At 71.9% G+C, this 19696-nt stretch carries 17 protein-coding genes; 7 read left to right on the top strand and 10 right to left on the bottom strand.

Annotation, left to right across the window (positions count from 1 at the left end; translation table 11 throughout):
• Window positions 1–13: 13 nt before the first annotated feature.
• On the top strand, window positions 14–754 hold the full coding sequence (locus ACIRQ9_RS24715; RefSeq protein ID WP_404177341.1) for an SDR family NAD(P)-dependent oxidoreductase: 741 nt from the start codon (window positions 14–16) through the stop codon (window positions 752–754).
• 27 nt (window positions 755–781) lie between these two features.
• On the opposite strand, the gene ACIRQ9_RS24710 is transcribed toward ACIRQ9_RS24715, so the two are convergent.
• Window positions 782–1894: a mechanosensitive ion channel family protein gene (locus tag ACIRQ9_RS24710; protein WP_404177481.1), complete on the bottom strand. Its 1113-nt coding sequence runs from the start codon at window positions 1892–1894 to the stop codon at window positions 782–784.
• Window positions 1895–1995: 101 nt separating this feature from the next.
• Between ACIRQ9_RS24710 and ACIRQ9_RS24705 the strand changes: the two genes are divergently transcribed.
• Entirely contained in the window at window positions 1996–2565 is a 570-nt protein-coding gene (locus ACIRQ9_RS24705) for a dienelactone hydrolase family protein (protein WP_351325141.1), read from the top strand.
• Window positions 2566–2572: 7 nt separating this feature from the next.
• On the opposite strand, the gene ACIRQ9_RS24700 is transcribed toward ACIRQ9_RS24705, so the two are convergent.
• From ACIRQ9_RS24700 to ACIRQ9_RS24685, 4 genes are all read right to left on the bottom strand, one after another.
• A complete protein-coding gene (locus ACIRQ9_RS24700) occupies window positions 2573–4243 on the bottom strand; it encodes an alkaline phosphatase D family protein (protein ID WP_404177338.1) in 1671 nt (556 codons plus the stop codon).
• Window positions 4244–4347: 104 nt separating this feature from the next.
• On the bottom strand, window positions 4348–5190 hold the full coding sequence (locus ACIRQ9_RS24695; protein WP_404177336.1) for a thioredoxin domain-containing protein: 843 nt from the start codon (window positions 5188–5190) through the stop codon (window positions 4348–4350).
• 98 nt (window positions 5191–5288) lie between these two features.
• Entirely contained in the window at window positions 5289–5984 is a 696-nt protein-coding gene (locus tag ACIRQ9_RS24690; protein ID WP_404177333.1) for a hypothetical protein, read from the bottom strand.
• Between the two features lie 67 nt (window positions 5985–6051).
• Window positions 6052–7377, bottom strand: coding sequence for a DUF2252 domain-containing protein (locus ACIRQ9_RS24685; RefSeq protein ID WP_404177330.1), 1326 nt, complete (start codon window positions 7375–7377; stop codon window positions 6052–6054).
• A 223-nt stretch (window positions 7378–7600) separates the two neighbouring features.
• Between ACIRQ9_RS24685 and dnaE the strand changes: the two genes are divergently transcribed.
• Window positions 7601–11140 (top strand): DNA polymerase III subunit alpha, encoded by a 3540-nt coding sequence (gene dnaE, locus ACIRQ9_RS24680; RefSeq protein ID WP_404177327.1) that lies wholly within the window; start codon window positions 7601–7603, stop codon window positions 11138–11140.
• Window positions 11141–11251: 111 nt separating this feature from the next.
• Here dnaE and ACIRQ9_RS24675 read toward each other — a convergent pair whose 3' ends face one another.
• On the bottom strand, window positions 11252–11431 hold the full coding sequence (locus ACIRQ9_RS24675) for a hypothetical protein (protein WP_404177324.1): 180 nt from the start codon (window positions 11429–11431) through the stop codon (window positions 11252–11254).
• A 220-nt stretch (window positions 11432–11651) separates the two neighbouring features.
• Here ACIRQ9_RS24675 and ACIRQ9_RS24670 point away from each other — a divergent pair, with 220 nt between their 5' ends.
• The 4 genes from ACIRQ9_RS24670 (at window position 11652) to ACIRQ9_RS24655 (ending at window position 15569) form a co-directional block, all read left to right on the top strand.
• Window positions 11652–12872 carry an NYN domain-containing protein gene (locus ACIRQ9_RS24670; RefSeq protein WP_404177322.1) on the top strand — a complete coding sequence of 407 codons (1221 nt, stop codon included), beginning with the start codon at window positions 11652–11654 and terminating at the stop codon, window positions 12870–12872.
• A gap of 118 nt (window positions 12873–12990) precedes the next feature.
• Window positions 12991–13965, top strand: a complete 975-nt coding sequence (locus ACIRQ9_RS24665; protein WP_404177478.1) for an ABC transporter ATP-binding protein — start codon at window positions 12991–12993, stop codon at window positions 13963–13965.
• Window positions 13966–14053: 88 nt separating this feature from the next.
• The gene (locus ACIRQ9_RS24660; protein ID WP_404177319.1) at window positions 14054–14878 is read left to right on the top strand and encodes an ABC transporter permease; all 825 of its coding nucleotides are present in this window, start codon (window positions 14054–14056) and stop codon (window positions 14876–14878) included.
• A gap of 34 nt (window positions 14879–14912) precedes the next feature.
• A complete protein-coding gene (locus tag ACIRQ9_RS24655) occupies window positions 14913–15569 on the top strand; it encodes an AAA family ATPase (RefSeq protein WP_404177316.1) in 657 nt (218 codons plus the stop codon).
• A 65-nt stretch (window positions 15570–15634) separates the two neighbouring features.
• Here the strand turns inward: ACIRQ9_RS24655 and ybaK are convergent, their stop codons facing one another.
• The 4 genes from ybaK to ACIRQ9_RS24635 form a co-directional block, all read right to left on the bottom strand.
• Window positions 15635–16138 (bottom strand): Cys-tRNA(Pro) deacylase, encoded by a 504-nt coding sequence (ybaK, locus tag ACIRQ9_RS24650; protein WP_404177313.1) that lies wholly within the window; start codon window positions 16136–16138, stop codon window positions 15635–15637.
• Window positions 16139–16153: 15 nt separating this feature from the next.
• A complete protein-coding gene (locus tag ACIRQ9_RS24645; RefSeq protein ID WP_404177310.1) occupies window positions 16154–16894 on the bottom strand; it encodes an LON peptidase substrate-binding domain-containing protein in 741 nt (246 codons plus the stop codon).
• Window positions 16895–16905: 11 nt separating this feature from the next.
• Window positions 16906–17958 (bottom strand): hypothetical protein, encoded by a 1053-nt coding sequence (locus tag ACIRQ9_RS24640; RefSeq protein WP_404177307.1) that lies wholly within the window; start codon window positions 17956–17958, stop codon window positions 16906–16908.
• Window positions 17959–18140: 182 nt separating this feature from the next.
• Window positions 18141–19652, bottom strand: coding sequence for an oxidoreductase (locus ACIRQ9_RS24635; RefSeq protein WP_404177475.1), 1512 nt, complete (start codon window positions 19650–19652; stop codon window positions 18141–18143).
• Window positions 19653–19696 lie beyond the last annotated feature (44 nt).

Genomic DNA, 19696 nt, shown 5'->3' with positions numbered 1-19696 from the left:
GTAGTCTCGGATCATGGCTCGGAACATTGTGATCAGTGGTGGAGGAACAGGGATCGGACTCGCCGCGGCGCGGGTGTTCGCCGCGGACGGTGACCGCGTGCTGCTGCTCGGCCGGCGCGCAGAGGTGCTGGAGCGGGCCGGGGTGCCGGGGGCGGTGTGGCAGGCGGCCGACCTGACCGAGCCCGCCGACGTCCGGCGGGTGGCGCGCCGGGTCGCCGACGAGATCGGCACCGTGGACGTGCTCGTCCACAGCGCGGGGGGCAACGCGGCGCTGGCGCCGGACGCCGAGGCCGGGGACCCGCTGGACGCGGTCGCCCGTGCCTGGACCGGCAACTTCCGGCAGAACACGCTCAGCGCCGTCCTGCTCACGGAGGCGCTGAAGGACCGGCTCGCCGACCCCGGCGGACGGGTGCTGTTCCTCAGCTCCATCGCCGCCCAGCGGGGCTCGGGGACCGGCTCCTACGCCGCCGCCAAGGCGGCCCTGCATCCCTACGCGCACGATCTGGCCCGGCAGCTCGGCCCGCGCGGCGTCACCGTGAACGTGGTGGCGCCGGGTTACGTCGAGGACACCGAGTTCTTCGGCGGGCCGGTCGAGGAGGAGCGGCGGGCCCGGCTCGTCGCCGAGACGGCGACCGGGCGGGCCGGCACACCGGGTGACGTCGCCGCCACCCTGCACTGGCTGGCCTCGCCGGCCGCCGGACACATCACCTCTCAGCTCATCCAGGTCAACGGCGGCGCCGAACGCGGCCACTGACCGGGAGCGGGCCGGGAGCGGGCCCGGTCAGGCGCCGCGGCCGGTGCGCGGCGGCTCGTGCAGGCGCCGGGCGGCCACGCCGTCCTGGGAGGGGAGTGTCCCGCTCGGCGGCAGGACCGCGTCGGCCGTGTTCACCCGGGGCAGCGCGTAGGCGTGCTCGGCGGTCAGCCAGGTGATCATCTGCTCGCGCACGGTGACCCGCACCTTCCAGACGTCGTCCGAGTCCTTGGCGGTCATCAGCGCCCGCACCTGGATGGTGTTCGGCGTGGCGTCCGTGACTACCAGGCTGTAGTCCCGCCCGTCCCAGGCGGGGCACTCGCGCAGGATGTCCCGGAGCCGCTCGCGCATCGACTCGATCGGCGCGCAGTGGTCCAGGTGCCAGTAGACGACCCCGGTCATCTGCGGGGTGCCCCGCGACCAGTTCTCGAAGGGTTTGGAGGTGAAGTACGACACCGGCATGGTGATCCGGCGTTCGTCCCAGGTCCGTACCGTCAGAAAGGTCAGGGTGATCTCCTCGACCGTGCCCCATTCGCCGTCCACCACCACCGTGTCGCCGAGGCGCACCATGTCGCCGAAGGCGATCTGCAGGCCCGCGAACATGTTCGCCAGCGTGGACTGGGCGGCCACACCGGCGACGATGCCGAGGATTCCGGCGGAGGCCAGCAGGGAGGCGCCGGCCGCGCGCATCGCGGGGAAGGTCAGCAGCATCGCCGCCACGGCCACCACACCGACTATGGCCGTCACCACCCGCATGATCAGCGACACCTGGGTGCGCACCCGGCGTACCCGGGCCGCGTCGGTGTGGCCGCGGGCGTAGCGGTTGTACGAGGTGTCGACGATCGCCGCAGCTATCCGCACGACCAGCCAGGCGGCCGACCCGATCAGCACCAGGATCAGCATCTGGCCGACGGCGACCCGGTGGCCCGGCAGCAGCTCGGCCTTGTCGTAGGAGCCTCTGAGCAGGGCCGCGCACAGGACCAGCTGGTAGGGGATGCGGGCGCGGCGCAGCAGACCCCACAGCGGTGTCTCGGTGTGGCGTTCGTCGGCCTTGCGCAGCAGCAGGTCGGTCGCCCAGCCGATCAGCAGGGTGAGGACGACGGCGCCGCCGACGACGATCAGCGGGCGGAGTACGTTCTCCATGTCCATGGGTCGGAACGTAACCCGATCCGGGCCGTCCTGAACATGCGGACCCGTGCAGAGGGTGTCACAGGTGCCGCGGAGGCGGCTGGCACCATGGGCCCATGAACATCATGCTCTTTCACTCGACCTACGGTCTCAGGCCCGCGGTGCGCGAGGCCGCGGACCGGCTGCGTGCCGCCGGGCACGAGGTGTGGACGCCCGACCTCTTCGAGGGGCGCACGTTCGACACGGTCGAGGAGGGCATGGAGTTCAACGAGTCGATCGGCAAGGACGAGCTGCTGAAGCGGGCCGTGCTGGCCGCGGCGCCGTACTCGGAGCGGGGGCTGGTGTACGCGGGCTTCTCGCTGGGCGCCTCGATCGCGCAGACCCTGGCGCTGGGAGACGAGCGGGCGCGCGGGCTGCTGCTCCTGCACGGCACCTCGGACATCGCGCCGAACGCCGCGGTGGACGAGCTGCCCGTCCAGCTGCACGTGGCCGAGCCGGACGCCTTCGAGACGGACGACTGGCTGAGCGCCTGGTATCTGCAGATGGGCCGGGCCGGCGCCGACGTGGAGGTCTACCGGTACCCGGGCGCCGGGCATCTCTACACCGACCCCGGGCTTCCCGACTACGACGAGGAGGCCGCCGAGGCCACCTGGCGGGTGGCGCTCGGCTTCCTCGACACGCTGTAGGCGGCGGCTACACCGGGTCGTAGGTGCGCTCGACCTTCTGGGTGCCGCTGCGGGTGCGGTAGGAACGCGCCCAGGACGAGGTCGCGTCGGCCTTCGTCTTGTCGGAGAGGACGTAGTAGTCCATCTGCGCACGGGCGGCGGTGATGTCCAGGATGCCGTAGCCGTGCCGGTCGGTGTCGACCCAGTGCACATGGCGGTTGGCGAGCTGGATGACCGGCGCGGCCACGGTGGAGACGACCCCCGGGGAGACCTTGAGGATGTCGTCCAGGTTGTCGGAGGTCACCGAGGTGACCACGAACTCGGTGGCCGCGGAGGCGGAGAGCGGGTAGGTGCCGGCGTCCACCGGCACGTCGTTGGCCCATGCCATGTGGATGTCGCCGGTCAGGAACACCGTGTTGCCGATGGCGTTGGACCGCAGGTGGGCCAGCAGCTCGCGGCGGTCGTCGGTGTAGCCGTCCCACTGGTCGGTGTTCAGGGCGAGGCCGTCCTGCGGCAGGCCGAGCAGCTTGGCGAGCGGCTTGAGCAGGTCGGCGGAGAGCGCGCCGATGGCGAACGGCGAGATCATCACCGAGTTTCCGACCAGCCGCCAGGTGGTGTCGGAGGCCTTCAGACCGGCCTTCAGCCAGTCGAGCTGGGCGCGGCCGGTGATGGTGCGGTCCGGGTCGTCGACCGAACCGCTGCCCGTGGAGACCTGCTGGGAGCGGAAGGAGCGCAGGTCGAGCAGGGAGAGGTCGGCGAGCTTGCCGAAGCGCAGCCGGCGGTAGGTGGTGCCGGCGATGGCCGGGCGGACCGGCATCCACTCGAAGTAGGCCTGCTTGGCGGCGGCCTGACGGGCCGTCCAGGTGCCTTCCGCGCCCTCGGTGTGGTTCTCGGCGCCGCCGGACCAGGAGTCGTTGGCGAACTCGTGGTCGTCCCAGATCGCGATGACCGGCGCCTTGGCGTGCAGCGCCTGGAGGTCGGTGTCGGTCTTGTACTTGCCGTGCCGTATGCGGTAGTCGGCGAGCGTGATGATCTCGTGGGTGGGCGCGTGCCGGCGGACCACGGTGTCCCGGGTCCCGTACTCGCCGGTGCCGTACTCGTAGATGTAGTCGCCGAGGTGCAGCCACGCGTCCAGGTCGCCGCGCGCCGCCAGGTGCCGGTAGGAGGCGAAGTAGCCGGCCTCCCAGTTGGCGCAGGAGACGACTCCGAAGCGCAGGCCGGAGACGGCGGCGTCGGCGGCCGGTGCGGTGCGGGTGCGCGCGACGGCGGTGTCGGTGCCGCCTGCCGAGAAGCGGAACCAGTAGTCGGTGGCGGGGGCGAGGCCGCGGATGTCGGCCTTGACGGTGTGGTCGGAGGCGGCGGTCGCCGTGACGGAGCCACGGGAGACGACGTTCGTGAGCGCCTTGTCGGTGGCGACGATCCAGCTGACCTCGGTGTCGGCGCCGGCGCCGGAGCCCGGGGTGGCGTCGGCGCTCGGCGTCACCCGGGTCCACAGCAGGACGCCGTCGGGCAGCGGGTCGCCGGAGGCGATGCCGTGCAGGAAGGCGGGGGCGTCGGAGGCGGCCCGGGCCGGCAGCGCGGCGGCGAGCGGGGCGGCCAGGACGGCCGTCGCCGCCGCGGCCTTGACGACCGTACGGCGGCGGGGGGAGAGGGCGCCGGCGCCCTCGGAAGCCTGAGTTGATCTGTATCGACTGGTCACGGGCGATCAGGTTACTGACCAGTATGAACAAGAGCAGGCGAACCGGGGAAAGTTCGCCTGCTCTTCACCTGGAACCGGCGCCGTGCCTGCGCACAGCGCCCGGCTCACGCCTTGAGGGCCGCGTCCACCACGGAGTTGAAGGCCTCGACCGTCATCGGCGGGTTGCCGTTGGAGTCGGCCGTGAGCACCTTGCCGTTCATGACGAAGCTCGGAGTGCCCGTCACGCCGTCCTTGTTGGTGTCGAAGGTCTTGGACATGGCCAGCGCCCAGGCGTCGTACTTGCCGGACTTCACCGCGTCCTGGAAGGCCTTGTTGCCCTTCAGCGCCGGGACGGTGTCGGCGACCTGGATCAGGTAGCTGTCGTTCTTGAACTTGTCGGACGTCTCCTCGGGGTGCCACTTCGCCGAGTAGAGGGCGGTCTTGTACTCCAGGAACGCCTCGGTGCTGACGTTCAGCGCGGCGCCCATGGCGCTCATCGCGTTCTTGGAGCCCTCGCCGCGCGAGCCGATCTGGCCCTTGCCGAGCTGGTCCCCGTCGATGAACGTGCCGCCGATGTACTGGATCTTGAACTTGCCGTCGTCGATGTCCTTCTTCACCGTCGGGCCGACGGTCTGCTCGAACTGGGCGCAGATCGGGCAGCGCGGGTCCTCGTAGACCTTGAGGGTCTTCGCGGCGGTGGACTTGCCGATCACGACCGTGGTGCCGTTCGTGCCCGTGGTGTTGGCCGGGGCGACCACCGTGGCGGACTTCTCGTCCTCCCAGTAGCCCGGCTTGTTGGCCTGGACGACGGCGTAGCCTATGCCGCCCGCCGCGGCCAGCACGGCCACGACCGAGCAGGCCACGATGACCTGCCGCTTGACCTTGGCGCGCTTGGCCTGCTTCTCGCGCTCGATGCGCAGTCGCTCCCGGGCCGCGTTCTTGGCAGCCGCGCTGTTCCGCTTGCTCATGTCGGTGATCTCCATGTGGGACGCGCACGTGTCGTACGCGGATACGTGTGGGGGACTCGTCGTGCTCGAACGAGGGGTGTGCTCGCGCCGGAGGGCGCTCAGCCGAAGGACGGCGCGAGCGCCCGGGAGCACGGCGGTCCACGCCGTCCCAGGGAGTGCACGAGGACCAGCTCACGGGCGGCGGCGGTACGCGGCGCCGGGCGCGGCAGCCGTCGTACCGGGGCCAGCAGGACCGTGCCCGCGGCGGCGGCGACCAGCAGCAGCGGGCGGAAGGTGGTGGCGGAGACGGCGCGCAGCAGCTGGGTCAGGGCGCGCTCGCCGCGCCGCAGCCAGGCGGCGGCCAGCAGGCCGACGCCGACGTGCGCGGCGAGCAGCAGCCAGGCCGCCGTCGGGTCGCCGTGGGCGAGCGCCGCGGCGGCCCGGGAGCCGTCGGTCATCCGGGCCAGCGGGGTGCCGACGGCGCCGCCGTGGCACAGCACGTCGAAGCCGACCGCGCGCAGCGGGCCCGCGATGGGGCCGCCCGCCCGGCCGTAGCAGGCGTGCTGGCCGGTGGTGAAGACCGTGTCGGCGGCCAGCTCCAGCGGGATCAGCAGGGCCGCGATCCGGCCGAAGCCGCGCTCGCGGCCCGCCAGCGCGTACGCCGTGGCGAACACGCCGGCGGCGACCGCGGCCACCGTGGAGAGCGGCAGCGGGGCCCGGGACAGCAGCACGTGCGACGCGGTGCTGAGCGTCACGACGAAGGCCGTGAACAGCGCCGCGCGCACGGCTCTGAGCTGGGTCCCGGATATGTCCATAGCGGTGGAGAGTCTGTCACGTACTCATGTAGGGGACCCCTAAAAGGTCCCTGTGAATCCGCGAAGGTTACAGGCCTGGAATCCGGCCGTTGCGGAACAGGTCGACGAAGATCTGGTGGTCGGCCCGCGCGCGGGCGCCGTAGCTGTGCGCGAAGTCGGCCAGCAGGGGCGCGAAGCCCTCCTCGTCCGCCGCGATCGCCGCGTCGATGGCCCGCTCGGTGGAGAACGGCACCAGCGACTCGCCGGAGGTGTCGTCGGCCGCCGAGTGCATCGACGCCGTGGACCGGCCGAGGTCCGCGACCACCGCCGCGATCTCCTCCGGGTCGTCGATGTCGCTCCAGTCCAGGTCCACCGCGTACGGCGACACCTCGGCGACCAGCTGCCCGGAGCCGTCCAGCTCGGTCCAGCCCAGCCACGGGTCGGCGTGCGCCTGCAGGGCGCGCTGCGAGATCACCGTGCGGTGGCCCTCGTGCAGGAAGTAGTCCCGGATCGCCGGGTCCGTGATGTGCCGGGAGACGGCCGGGGTCTGGGCCTGCTTGATGTAGATCACGACGTCGTTCTCCAGGGCGTCCGTGGCGCCCTCCAGGAGGATGTTGTACGACGGCAGGCCGGCCGAGCCGATGCCGATGCCGCGGCGGCCGACGACGTCCTTGACGCGGTAGGAGTCCGGGCGGGACAGGGACGCCTCCGGAAGCGTCTCCAGGTAGCCGTCGAAGGCCGCGAGAACCTTGTAGCGGGTGGCGGCGTCCAGCTCGATGGAGCCGCCGCCGGAGGCGAAGCGGCGCTCCCAGTCACGGATCTCCGTCATCGAGTCCAGCAGCTCGAAACGGGTCAGCGAGCGGGCCGCGCGCAGCGCGCCGAGCAGCGGGCCCTCCGCGCTGTCCAGCGTGAACGGCGGCACCTCGTCGCTCTTGGCGCCGGTGGCCAGCGCGTGGATCCGCTCCCGGTACGCGCCCGCGTACACCTCGACCAGCTCGGTGATCTGCTCGTCGCTGAGCGCCTTGGCGTACCCGATCAGTGCGACGGAGGCGGCGAAGCGCTTCAGGTCCCAGGTGAAGGGGCCGACGTAGGCCTCGTCGAAGTCGTTGACGTTGAAGACCAGGCGGCCGTTGGAGTCCATGTACGTGCCGAAGTTCTCCGCGTGCAGGTCGCCGTGGATCCACACGCGCGAGGTGCGCTCGTCCAGGAACGGGCCGCCGCGCTTCTCGGCGTCCACGTCGTGGTAGAACAGCGCGGCCGTGCCCCGGTAGAAGGCGAAGGCGGAGGCCGCCATCTTCCGGAACTTCACGCGGAACGCGGCCGGGTCGGCGGCCAGGAGCTCGCCGAAGGCGGTGTCGAAGACGGCGAGGATCTCCTCGCCGCGCTGCTCGTCGTTGAGCTGGGGGACCGACATCGCTGGGTGCCTCCTGGTACGGGTGACGCGTGACATGTGGGACGGATCTCTCCTGTGGACCAACGCGCGAGGGCACGGGGGAGTGCCCGCTCTCCTCGCCCGAAGGTACGCGGGGCGGTGGGTGGATTGTCAGTGCCGAGGCATAGGATTTCGCCGTCCCACCAGACTGTCCGCAGTCGGTCGGGAGATCGTCGACGCCTGATTTCCTCTGGAGGCCGAAACCGTGTCGAAGCCGCCTTTCACGCACCTGCACGTCCACACCCAGTACTCGCTGCTGGACGGTGCCGCGCGGCTGAAGGACATGTTCGACGCCTGCAATGAGATGGGCATGACGCACATCGCCATGTCCGACCACGGCAACCTGCACGGGGCGTACGACTTCTTCCACACCGCCAAGAAGGCCGGAGTCACCCCGATCATCGGGATCGAGGCGTACGTCGCCCCCGAGTCCCGGCGCAACAAGCGCAAGATCCAGTGGGGCCAGCCGCACCAGAAGCGGGACGACGTCTCCGGTTCCGGCGGCTACACCCACAAGACGATGTGGGCGGTGAACAAGACCGGCCTGCACAACCTCTTCCGGCTCTCCTCCGACGCCTACGCCGAGGGCTGGCTGCAGAAGTGGCCCCGGATGGACAAGGAGACCATCTCCCAGTGGTCCGAGGGGATCGTCGCCTCCACCGGCTGCCCCTCCGGCGAGCTCCAGACCCGGCTCCGCCTCGGGCAGTACGACGAGGCCCTGAAGGCGGCCGCCGACTACCAGGACATCTTCGGCAAGGACCGCTACTTCCTGGAGCTGATGGACCACGGCATCGAGATCGAGCACCGGGTCCGCGACGGCCTCCTGGAGATCGGCAAGAAGCTCGGCATCCCGCCGCTGGTCACCAACGACTCGCACTACACGTACGCGCACGAGGCGACCGCCCACGACGCCCTGCTGTGCATCCAGACCGGCAAGAACCTCTCCGACCCGGACCGCTTCAAGTTCGACGGCACCGGCTACTACCTGAAGTCCACGGAGGAGATGTACGCCGTGGACTCCTCGGACGCCTGGCAGCAGGGCTGCGCCAACACCCTCCTGGTCGCCGAGATGGTCGACACGACCGGCATGTTCGAGGCCAAGAACCTCATGCCGAAGTTCGACATCCCCGACGGCTACACCGAGGTCACCTGGTTCAAGGAGGAGGTCCGCCGGGGCATGGAGCGCCGCTTCCCCGGCGGCATCCCGGACGACCGCCAGAAGCAGGTCGAGTACGAACTGGACGTCATCATCCAGATGGGGTTCCCCGGCTACTTCCTCGTGGTCGCCGACTTCATCATGTGGGCCAAGAACAACGGCATCGCGGTCGGCCCCGGCCGAGGCTCCGCGGCCGGTTCGATCGTCGCGTACGCCCTGGGCATCACCGACCTCGACCCGATCCCGCACGGTCTGATCTTCGAGCGGTTCCTCAACCCCGAGCGCGTCTCCATGCCCGATGTCGACATCGACTTCGACGAGCGCCGGCGCGTCGAGGTGATCAGGTACGTGACCGAGAAGTACGGCGCCGACAAGGTCGCCATGATCGGCACCTACGGCAAGATCAAGGCCAAGAACGCCATCAAGGACTCCGCGCGCGTGCTGGGCTACCCGTACGCGATGGGCGACCGCCTCACCAAGGCGATGCCCGCCGACGTCCTCGGCAAGGGCATCGACCTGGACGGCATCACCAACCCCTCGCACCCCCGGTACAACGAGGCGGGCGAGATCCGCGCGATGTACGAGAACGAACCGGACGTCAAGAAGGTCATCGACACCGCCAAGGGCGTCGAGGGCCTGGTCCGGCAGATGGGTGTGCACGCGGCCGGCGTGATCATGTCCAGCGAGCCGATCGTCGACCACGCCCCGATCTGGGTGCGGCACACCGACGGCGTGACCATCACGCAGTGGGACTACCCGCAGTGCGAGTCGCTCGGCCTGCTGAAGATGGACTTCCTCGGCCTGCGCAACCTGACGATCATGGACGACGCCGTCAAGATGGTGAAGTCCAACAAGGGCATCGACCTCGACCTGCTGGCCCTGCCGCTGGACGACCCGAAGACCTTCGAGCTCCTCCAGCGCGGCGACACCCTCGGCGTCTTCCAGTTCGACGGCGGCCCCATGCGCTCGCTGCTGCGCCTGATGAAGCCCGACAACTTCGAGGACATCTCCGCCGTCTCCGCGCTCTACCGTCCCGGCCCCATGGGCATGGACTCGCACACCAACTACGCGCTGCGCAAGAACAAGCTCCAGGAGATCACCCCGATCCACAAGGAGCTGGAGGAGCCCCTCGAAGAGGTCCTGGCCGTCACCTACGGCCTGATCGTCTACCAGGAGCAGGTGCAGAAGGCCGCGCAGATCATCGCCGGCTACTCGCTCGGCGAGGCCGACATCCTGCGCCGCGTGATGGGCAAGAAGAAGCCCGACGAACTGGCGAAGAACTTCGTCCTCTTCCAGAAGGGCGCCCGCGACAAGGGCTTCAGCGACGAGGCCATCCAGGCCCTGTGGGACGTGCTGGTCCCCTTCGCCGGATACGCGTTCAACAAGGCGCACTCCGCCGCGTACGGCCTGGTCTCGTACTGGACCGCCTACCTCAAGGCGAACCACCCCGCCGAGTACATGGCCGGACTGCTCACCTCGGTGAAGGACGACAAGGACAAGTCGGCCGTCTACCTCAACGAGTGCCGCCGCATGGGCATCAAGGTGCTCCCGCCGAGCGTCAACGAGTCGGTGCACAACTTCGCCGCCCAGGGCGACGACGTGATCCTCTTCGGCCTGGAGGCCGTGCGCAACGTCGGCACCGGTGTCGTCGAGTCGATCATCAAGGCCCGCAAGGCGAAGGGGAAGTTCGCCTCCTTCCCCGACTACCTGGACAAGGTCGACGCCACCGCCTGCAACAAGCGCACCACGGAATCCCTCATCAAGGCGGGCGCCTTCGACTCCCTCGGGCACACCCGCAAGGGCCTCACCGCCCAGTACGAGCCGATGATCGACAACGTGGTGCAGGTCAAGCGCAAGGAGGCCGAAGGACAGTTCGACCTCTTCGGCGGGATGGGCGAGGAGGACAGCAGCGAGCCCGGGTTCGGCCTCGACGTGGAGTTCACCACCGACGAGTGGGACAAGACCTATCTGCTCGCCCAGGAGCGGGAGATGCTCGGTCTCTACGTCTCCGACCACCCGCTCTTCGGCCTGGAGCACGTGCTCTCCGACAAGGCCGACGCCGGCATCGCGCAGCTGACCGGCGGTGAGCACGCCGACGGCGCGGTCGTCACCATCGGCGGCATCATCTCCGGCCTCCAGCGCAAGATGACCAAGCAGGGCAACGCCTGGGCGATCGCCACCGTCGAGGACCTCGCGGGCTCCATCGAGTGCATGTTCTTCCCGGCGACCTACCAGCTCATCTCGACCCAACTCGTCGAGGACGCCGTCGTGTTCGTCAAGGGCCGCCTCGACAAGCGCGAGGACGTGCCGCGTCTGGTGGCGATGGAGATGGCGATCCCGGACCTGTCCGCCGCGGGCGCCAACGCGCCTGTGGTGCTCACCATCCCCGCCACCCGGATCACCCCGCCGATGGTCAGCCGCCTCGGCGAGATCCTCAGCCACCACAAGGGCGACAGCGAGGTCCGGATCAAGCTCCAGGGGCCGACGAAGACGACCGTGCTGCGCCTGGACCGGCACCGGGTGAAGCCCGATCCGGCGCTCTTCGGCGACCTGAAGGTCCTGCTCGGACCCTCCTGCCTGGCCGGATAGGTCCGGCTTCGGGCCCAAGCGGCCCCGGGCACGAAGGAGGGGCGCACCCGCATCGGGTGCGCCCCTCCTTCGTACGGGGCTTCAACCGCCCTGACGGACCCGGGAGTCCGGTCAGTTGTGGCCGAAGCTCTTCTGCTTCTTGCGAGCAACATCCGCGGGGCTGCCCTGGATGTGCGACACCGGCGAGTCGTGGGACTCCGTCGGCGTACGCTGCGCGTGCTCGTGACCCTGCTCGGTCTGCGCCGCGCGGTTCTGGGAGCCACCCTGCTTGCGGTTCTTGTTCTTGGCCATGGTGATCTGCCTCCTGGGGGGGATCTAGGGGCCGAATTCAGATTCACATAGGCTGACAACGGACGCATTTCGGATAATTACCGTGTGTGACAGGGTTTGTCGGGGAGTGGAGCGCCGAAACGCCACGCCGAAGATCGAGTTCGGGCCGTTAACCCCCGTGCCGTCGGGCAGACTCGAAGGAAGCCCCGAAGGCAAACCTCCCGGAAAGAGGGTGAGTCGCGTGGACCGATGCATCGTCCTGGTGGACGCCGGGTATCTGCTGGGTGCCGCCGCCAGCCTCCTCGCCGGTGAGCCCTCCCGGTCCCGGATCACCGTCGACCACGCCGCGCTCATCCAGGCGCTGCGCGACCGCGCGGAATCCGACACCGAGCGTCCGCTGCTGCGCATCTACTGGTTCGACGGCGCCCCCGACCGCGTCCCGCAGCCCGAGCACCGGCGGCTGCGCGTGATGCCCCGGGTGACCGTCCGGCTCGGTGCGCTGACCCGCAGCGACGGCCGCTGGGCGCAGAAGGGCGTGGACGCCGCCATGCATGCCGAGCTGACCGAACTGGCCCGCAACCGCGCCTGCTCGGACGTGGTGCTGGTGACCGGCGACGGCGATCTGCTGCCCGGCATGATGGCCGCGAAGGAGCACGGGGTCGCCGTCCACCTGTGGGCCGTGCAGGCCGCCGACGGGGACTACAACCAGTCCGAGGACCTGGTCGCCGAGGCCGACGAGCGGCGGGTCCTGGACCGCGCGTGGATCACCCAGGCGGTCCGGGCGAAGGAGCTGACCGGGGTCTGCGCGCCGCCGCCCGCGCCCCGGCCCGAGATCGCCGCGATCCTCTCCGCGCCGCTGCCCGAGTCGGGACTGGCCGCCGCGGCCGAGCCGGGGACGGAGGAGGCCGAGCGGGAGCCGGTGGCGGGCGCGGCGGAGAACGGCTCGGTCGAGCGGCTGCCCGCGCCCAAGGGCGTGCCCACGCCGAAGGACCTCGCCGCGCTGCGGGCGCCCGGCGCCCAGCCGGCGCACCTTCCGGCCACCGCGACCCTGCGCTGGTCCTCCGACAAGGGCTGGGTGGACCGGCCGGGTGCCGTCCCGGAACCGGCCGAGGCCGCCTCCATGCCGACGCTGGCGCAGCTGACGACCGCGGAGCAGCGGTGGGCCGACCGGGAGGAGGACATCACGACCGTCGGCGGGGACCCCTTCGAGGTCGGACAGGTGTTCGCCCGGCGGTGGATCGCCCGGCTGGGCGACCGGCACCACGTGCAGAAGCTGTCCGGCATGTACCCGCGGATCCCGCACCGGATCGACGGCGAGCTGCTGCGGTACGCGGCCAGATTCGGGCTGCTCGCGCACAAGGACGACCAGATCGACGAGCACGACCGGTACGCCATCCGGGCGGGCTTCTGGCGGGAGATCGACGTGCCGGCGGGCGCGGCGGAGCACGCGCCGGCCGAATGAGCGGGCCCCGCTGCGGTGCGGCCGGCGGCCCCAAAGGCGAGTAAACGGGGCCGACCCCGTAGTCTCGTCCCTTGTGAGTACGGGCGTGGGTCGGGCACTTCGGCAGCAGAGCGACGTGGTGTGTGCCGTGCGTGGGCTGACCAAGACCTACGCCGCGGTCAAAGCGCGGCGCGGCACCCCGGCGGTGCCCGAGGTCCAAGCCACCGACCGGGTGGACCTGGACGTCCGGCGCGGGGAGATCTTCGGGCTGCTCGGGCCGAACGGCGCCGGCAAGTCCACCCTGGTGCGCCAGCTCACCGGACTGCTGCGGCCCGACGAGGGCACCGTCGAGATCCTCGGGCACGACATCGTGCGCCATCCGGAGCGGGCCGCGCGGATCCTCGCCTATCTCGGCCAGCAGTCCAGCGCCCTGGACGAGCTGACCGTCTCCCTGGCCGCCGAGACCACCGGGCGCCTGCGCGGCCTGGACGTACGGCAGGCCCGCGCCGAGCGGGACGCGGTCCTGGAGGAGCTGGGGCTCGGACCGCTGGCCGGGCGGGCGATCAAGAAGCTCTCGGGCGGGCAGCGGCGGCTGGCCTGCTTCGCCGCGGCGCTGGTGGGACGGCGGCCGCTGCTGGTGCTGGACGAGCCCACGACCGGGATGGACCCGGTGGCCCGCAGGGCCGTGTGGGCCGCCGTCGACCGGCGGCGGGCCGAGCACGGCGCGACCGTCGTCCTGGTCACCCACAACGTGATCGAGGCCGAGACGGTGCTCGACCGGGTCGCCGTCCTCGACCAAGGGCGGGTCATCGCCTGTGACACCCCGGCCGGGCTCAAGGAACGGGTCGCCGGCGAGGTGCGGGTGGAACTGGTGTGGCGGGAGCGGGCCCCGCTGGACGTGCCCGAGGTGGCCGTCCTGCGGGAGCGCGCCGTCGAGTCGGGCCGCCGCTGGACGCTGCGGCTCGCGCCCGAGGAGGCGCGCGCCGTCGTGGCCACGGTGACCGGCGGGGCCGCGTTCGCCGCCCTGGACGACTTCACCCTCGCCACGCCCAGCCTGGAGGACGTCTATCTGGCGCTGGGCGGCGCCGCACGGCAGGGGCTGGTCAAGGCGTGAGCGTGAACGCCGGGACGACCGGACCCGTACGGGAAGGCGCGGCGGCCGTACGTGCCGCGGATGCCGTTGGGAAGAGGAGCTGCGCGACGTGAGGGTCGTACCCGCGGAGGTTCTGCCGGGCGGTGCCCTGGCCCTGGAGGAGTCGGCGCCGCGGGCGCCGGCCGAGCTGGGCCCGCGTGCGCGCCTGTGGCCCTCGCTCGCGGCCGTCTACCGGGCGCAGCTCTCCCGTGCCCGGGTGGCGCGGATCCCGCTGCTGTTCGTCGCGACCTTCCAGTCCGTCGGCATCATGATCATGATGCGCGGGGTGGTGGACAGCCGCGGCGAGGCCCAGTCCGTCGTGGCGGGCTCGTCGGTCGTGGTGGTCGCCTTCGTGGCCCTGAACCTGCTCGCGCAGTACTTCGGGCAGCTGCGGGCGAGCGGCGGCCTCGACCACTACGCCACGCTGCCGGTGCCGCCGGCCTCCGTGGTGCTCGGCGCGGCCGCCGCCTACGCCTCCTTCACCGTGCCGGGGACGCTGGTGACGGCCGTCTTCGGCTGTGTGCTGTTCGGGCTGCCGCTGGGCAACCTGTGGATCCTGCTGGCCGTGATCCCGCTGGCCGGGGCCGCCCTGGCCGGGCTCGGCGCCGCCTGCGGACTGCTCGCGCCGCGACCCGAACTGGCGACGCTGCTCGGGCAGTTGGGCATGTCGGCGGCGCTGCTGCTGGGCGTGCTGCCGCCCGACCGGATGCCGGGGATCATTCGGTTCGCGCGCGATCTGCTGCCCTCCACGTACGGCGTGGAGGCCTACGCCCGGACCTTCGGCGCGCGGCCCGACTGGGCCGTCGTCCTCGCTGACCTGGGCGTGTGCGCCGGGGTGGGGGTCGTCTCGCTGGCCGTCGCCACCCGCGCGTACCGCCGGGCCGCCGTCCGGTGACGCGGCGCACAGGGCGACCTGGCACGATGGCAGGGTGACCGCACCGTTGACGCCGCCTCCGCAGCCGCACGACCAGTCCTCGCACCAGGCCTGGCAGGCGCCGCCGCCCGCCGGGACGTCCGCGGCGGAGTACGGACAGGACGGCCCCGGGATGAAGACCGAACTGCTTCGGGCCGCGGTGATCGTGCTCGCCCTGGTGGTGGGCGGCGTGCTGCTCGGGCTGCTGTGGCTGTGGCTGACACCGCACGTCCCGCTGGTCGGGGACCACTCCGACAAGGGCTGGGTGGTCTATCTCCAGGACACCGAGGGCGAGCAGGCGGTGGGCGTGGACGGAACGTTCACGCTGCTGGCGCTGGCGTTCGGTGCGGTGAGCGCGGTGGCGGCCTTCCTGTGGCAGCGGCGCGGCGGTGTGCCCCTGGTGGTGGCGCTGGGCGTAGGCGGTCTGCTCGGCTCGCTGCTGGCGTGGCGGCTGGGCATGTCGATGGGGCCGGAGTCGGACGTGATCGCGCACGCGAGGGCCGTGGGCCAGGGGGTCACCTTCCCGGCACCGCTGAAGCTGGGGGCGAAGGGCGCGCTGCTCGCATGGCCGCTGGCGGCCCTGCTGGTGCACCTGGGCCTCACGGCCCTGTTCGGGCCGCGGGACCCGGAGCCGCCGTACCAGGACGGCCCCTACGCCGGTCCGCCGGCCTAGGGCCGCCCTCGTCCCGTCGGGCCCGATCCCGCGCCCGGTGACGCCGGGCGCCGGACGTCAGGCGGTCACGCGCGGCCGATGGGGGCGAGGGTCGCGTTCGTCAGGCCGGCCAGGGAGGCGGGGGACAGCTCGACCTCCAGGCCGCGGCGGCCCGCCGAGACGCAGATCGTGGTGTGCGCCGACGCGGACGCGTCCAGGACCGTGGGGAGCCTCTTGCGCTGGCCCAGCGGGGAGATGCCGCCGCGGACGTAGCCCGTCGTGCGCTCGGCCAGCGCGGGGTCCGCCATCGCCGCGCGCTTGCCGCCCACCGCCGTCGCCAGGGCCTTGAGGTCCAGGGTGCCGGCCACCGGCACCACCGCGACGGTGAGCGCGCCGTCCACGTCCGCGACCAGGGTCTTGAAGACCCGGTCGGGGGAGACGCCCATGGCCTCGGCCGCCTCCTCGCCGTAGGACGGGTGGGAGGGGTCGTGGTCGTAGGAGTGGACGGTGAAGTCCACGCCCGCCGCGGTCAGGGCGACCGTCGCCGGCGTTCCTCCGGAGGGCTGCTTCTTGTTCGGCTTCTTCGGCATGGCGGGGATCCCGGCTCAGTTCAGGCTCGTGGGCGACCGGGTCAGCTCGGCCGCGGGCAGTGACGGCAGGTTGCGGATGATCGCCGTCTCGGAGCGCAGCAGTTTCAGCTCGTCGCGCAGCCGGGACGCGGTGTCCGGCGCCTGGAGCAGCCGCTGCTTGGTGGGGATGTCGTGCATCATCGCGGCGGCGACCAGGTACGACACCACGGACGGTTCGTCGGGCAGCTCGACCCCCGTCGACAGCGAACGCTCCCGGGCTCCCGCCAGCCGTTTCTGGTACTGCCGGAAGGCCCGCAGCACCCCCTCCGCCAGCGCGCCCGCCTCGTCGCCCTGCTCCTCCGGAAGCTCCTCCAGCTCCGCGGTCAGGAACGGTCCCGACGTGTCGACGGACAGCAGCCGCACCCGGGTGGTCCCGGTCGCCAGCACCTCGAACGTGCCGTTCTCCCGCTCCCGGATCGTCGCCGCGTCCGCCACGCAGCCCACCCGGTGGAAGGACTTGAGCGGGTCGGGCCCGAAGCCGGCGGCCGGGCCCAGGTCGGGCCGCGAGGTGGGATCCGGCATGCCCGGCGCGCTCGGTGCCACCTCGTGGCCGTCGCGGATCGCCACGACGGCGAACCGGCGGGATTCCTCCTCGGCGGTCTTCAGGAGGTCACGCATCATGGCGCGATAGCGCTCCTCGAACACGTTCAGCGGCAGCACGAGCCCCGGGAACAGCACCGAGTTCAGTGGGAAGAGGGGAAGACGGACGGTGGTCACGGCGCCACAGCCTAATGGTCGGCGGCGGGAACGTGTCCGCCGTGCTCGGCCCGTGGGCGTCCCGCGCTCCTCGGGGAGGGCAGCGGGACGCTCTCCGGAGGCGGTTCCGTACCGGCCAGCAGGTGCGCGCGCACCCCAGCGAAATGGCCCAGCGGGTCGTCGGACAGGCGGTCCCAGGGGAACGAGGTGACGCCCGGGCCGATCAGGTCCAGCTGGGCGCGGGCGGCCTCCCGGCGTTCCAGCCGGACCAGGAGGTACATCAGGTTGTTGCGGATCTCGGCGGGCCAGGGGTCGGCCGCCGGGAACCGGGCGGAGAGCGCGATTGCCCGGTCGGCCGCCGCGTCAAGGCGGGCACGCGGCACCTCCGGGCCGCAGCCGTCGGCGAGGTAGGCGAAGGCGGCCCGGGCCGGGAGCGCCTGGACCAGCGAGTCGGCCGGGGCGTCCTGGGCGGCCAGGTCGGCGAAGTCGAAGCACTCGCCGTGCGAGCCGTGCCAGTACGTGCCGAGGTAGCGCAGGGCCGCCACGTGGCAGCCGTAGTGGTGCGGGGCCCGGCGGACCGCCGCCTCCCACAGCTCCTCGAAGTACTTGTGGCCGGCGTCCGAGCCGCGGGCGTGGTCCAGCGCCACCCGCCACGGCACCGGATCGCGGGCGTCGCCGCGTGCGGCGGCGGTGATCAGGGGACTCACCGCGCGTAGCAGTTCGGATCTGGCCGGGGAGGGCCAGGCCCGGTCCACCGCGAGCTGGGCGCGGACCAGGAGCAGGTCGGGATCGTCGGGGGCGGCCTGCGCCCAGTCGCCGAGCCACTCGGCCCGGGAGCGCGCGAAGAGGGCGAGCCGGTGCACGTAGCGGTCCCGGGCCTCCCACTCGGCGGCGGCCCGGGTGCCGGCCAGCAGCCGTGCGGCGGGCCCGTACTCGCCCCGGCCGGCCGCGACCAGCGTGGGGGCCAGCCGTTCGTCGGGCGCGTCGAGGAACACCTCGTCGTCGGCGGGGAGCGAGCCGGGGACGGGGAGCGGGGAGGTTCTCGCCGTCCGTGCGGAGCGGAACAGCGCACGCAGTGAAGCCATGGTTCCGCCATTGAAAGTCGACAGGCCGAGTGCGCGCCAGACCACCAGGCCAACTCCGTGAAAGTTGTAGCGCTTCAGGTCAAGGACAGGTAAAAGGTGAGGCGCGCTCACCTGTCAGGCATCTGTCAGGCACCTGTCAGTGATATGGCCCGATCCCGCCGTGCCCGCCCTGACGACCGTGCCTACACGCGCCTCAGCAGCCGCGTGGCCCCTGCCGCCACCGTCGTCGCCAGGATCCAGCCCAGCAGGATCATCACGGCGGCCGCCCACTGCCAGCCGCCGCTCAGCCGCCACTGGCCGACCTGGCCCAGATCGATCACCGGCAGCAGCAGGTCGAGGACGAACAGGGCCGGATCCCAGACCGGATGCCCGCCCGCGTCCACCGGCGGGTGCGGCGCGTGCGCGAAGGCGAGCGTGCCCGCGGCCCACAGCACCGCCATCCACACCGCCGCCCGGCCCGGCCGGTAGCCGTACGCCACGGTCAGGTCCTGCGCGTAGCCCCAGAACTTCGCGGCGACCGGCAGCGTCTCGCGCCGCCTGCGCTGCTTGGCCAGCTGCACCTCGCGCGCGTCCTCGTCCTCGCCGGCGGCCCGCAGCACGGTCGCGAGCCGTTCGTACGGCTCCGGGTTGTACTCGGCGGTCGCCGCCGCCACCCAGTCCAGCCGCCGGGTCAGCGGGAACGGGCCCTGCGGCACCAGGTTCTCGTAGGCGAAGCCGCCCATGTGCAGCCGCCCGGGACCCGGCCAGCTGGTCGCCCGGTCGACCAGGTTCACCGTCCGGGCGCCCGACAGCACCACCCGCCCGCGCTCCGGCTCCTCCCCGAGGAAGCGCAGCTCGGGCGCCTGCACCCGGCGCAGCGACAGCTCGTGGTCGTCCCGGAAGGTCAGGCGCGCCCGCTCCAGGTCGACGGCGTCCCCGAACCGCCCGTCGTCCAGCCGCACCCCGCCCTGGCACTCGAACCGCTGGATCCGGGTCCCGCGCGCCGGAGTGGTGCCGCTCAGCCACGGGCCGCCCACCCCGGCAGGCGTCAGGTACAGCGTGCGGCCGACGGTCAGCTGCGGAGCGTTCAGCGCGAACCGCCCGTTGGGATTGCGCAGCCGGGCCCCGCGCAGGCTCAGCGAGACGCCCACCTTGGCGCTGCGCAGGCTCAGCTCCCCGTAGGACTCCAGGAGTTCCGCCTGCAGGTCCTGGCCGACGCTCAAGCCGTCCGCCGCGATCGACCGGCCGCTGCGGTCGCGGTAGACCACCGCCTGGTTCAGCAGCAGGTCGGTGCCGATGTGCGCGTCGGTCAGCCGGACCCCGGTGAGGAAGCGGCAGCGCGGCAGGTGCAGGTCGCCCTCCGTGCTCACCCGTGCCGCCTCCAGGCGCGGCACCGCGCAGTCGACCAGGCGCACGGTCGTGAAGTGCGCCTCCGGCAGCAGGACCTCGTCGTCGAACCGGCAGCCGCGCAGCTCCACGTACGGGGTGACCGTGCCGCCCGCCAGGTCCAGGGCGCCGGTGATCCGCAGGCCGGCCAGCTTCAGCGCGGACACCCGGCCCGCGAGCGCCGGCGGCCCGTCGAGCAGCAGCCAGCAGACGATCCGCGCCCGCACGGTCCGCTCGGGCCCCCAGGGGTGGCCGCCGTGCGGATCGTCGACCTGCGCGTCGCCGCTGCTCAGGTCGTACACGCTGCCGTTGCGGAAGGCCTGCCACATGCCGGCCTCGGCCGCGGTCAGATCGTCCGGCAGCTCCCCGTCCC

Source organism: Streptomyces sp. NPDC101237, assembly GCF_044767465.1.
Lineage (GTDB): Bacteria > Actinomycetota > Actinomycetes > Streptomycetales > Streptomycetaceae > Streptomyces > Streptomyces gramineus.
This window is presented reverse-complemented; position numbering and strand designations above follow the sequence as displayed.

What these genes read in the sequence shown, in the direction of transcription:
- ACIRQ9_RS24675 (WP_404177324.1), bottom strand. Translation starts at nt 11,431, where the DNA reads ATGGCCAAGAACAAGAACCGCAAGCAGGGTGGCTCCCAGAACCGCGCG.
- ACIRQ9_RS24705 (WP_351325141.1), top strand. Translation starts at nt 1,996, where the DNA reads ATGAACATCATGCTCTTTCACTCGACCTACGGTCTCAGGCCCGCGGTG.
- ACIRQ9_RS24715 (WP_404177341.1), top strand. Translation starts at nt 14, where the DNA reads ATGGCTCGGAACATTGTGATCAGTGGTGGAGGAACAGGGATCGGACTC.
- ACIRQ9_RS24690 (WP_404177333.1), bottom strand. Translation starts at nt 5,984, where the DNA reads ATGGACATATCCGGGACCCAGCTCAGAGCCGTGCGCGCGGCGCTGTTC.
- ACIRQ9_RS24695 (WP_404177336.1), bottom strand. Translation starts at nt 5,190, where the DNA reads ATGAGCAAGCGGAACAGCGCGGCTGCCAAGAACGCGGCCCGGGAGCGA.
- ACIRQ9_RS24640 (WP_404177307.1), bottom strand. Translation starts at nt 17,958, where the DNA reads ATGGCTTCACTGCGTGCGCTGTTCCGCTCCGCACGGACGGCGAGAACC.
- ybaK (WP_404177313.1), bottom strand. Translation starts at nt 16,138, where the DNA reads ATGCCGAAGAAGCCGAACAAGAAGCAGCCCTCCGGAGGAACGCCGGCG.
- ACIRQ9_RS24685 (WP_404177330.1), bottom strand. Translation starts at nt 7,377, where the DNA reads ATGTCGGTCCCCCAGCTCAACGACGAGCAGCGCGGCGAGGAGATCCTC.
- ACIRQ9_RS24710 (WP_404177481.1), bottom strand. Translation starts at nt 1,894, where the DNA reads ATGGAGAACGTACTCCGCCCGCTGATCGTCGTCGGCGGCGCCGTCGTC.
- ACIRQ9_RS24635 (WP_404177475.1), bottom strand. Translation starts at nt 19,652, where the DNA reads ATGTGGCAGGCCTTCCGCAACGGCAGCGTGTACGACCTGAGCAGCGGC.